Consider the following 537-nt stretch of genomic DNA (forward strand, 5'->3'; position numbering starts at 1 on the left):
TTCGTTTACATTGCCGCTATCGCTATTTTGTTGATTTAGCTCAGCCTTCACTATTTTTCAAACAAGCCCTAATAAATGTTGTAATGGCCAGCCCAAGAGATTGAGAAATCAATCCGATGAATTTGTCAATTTTTTTCGCTGCGCCCACTCCGGCCATAGCTGCCGAACCAAATAGATTGATGTACCTCTGGACAAAAAGATTTGATAGTGACAGCAGGCTGGCCTGGAGTGCCGCTGGAATACCTAAATTGACAATTTCCTTTAGGAGCCTCCAATCAACATACAATTCCCGAATGGAAAGTTGGTAAAGTTGTCCTTTGCACATAAGTTGTTGAACTACCAGCATGACAGAGAGAAACTGAGAAATTACCGTGGCCATTGCAACACCCATAACCCCCAACTTCAACTCTACTACGAACAATACATCTAGGGTCTGTTCACACAAATAAAGATATGCTATAATAAAGGAATGGAACTGAAGAAAGAACAATACGAACAAATCGCAGAGTGCTTTCCGAAACAGCGGAAACCAGCAAA

At 41.5% G+C, this 537-nt stretch carries 1 protein-coding gene; it reads right to left on the minus strand.

Features of this window, described 5'->3' with window-relative positions:
- Positions 1 to 40 precede the first annotated feature (40 nt).
- The coding region (locus D5269_RS18240) for an MATE family efflux transporter (protein ID WP_243126980.1) at positions 41 to 537 on the minus strand (497 nt) is incomplete at its 5' end.

This window comes from Anaerotruncus sp. 1XD42-93, from assembly GCF_009917605.1.
GTDB lineage: Bacteria > Bacillota > Clostridia > Oscillospirales > Ruminococcaceae > Anaerotruncus.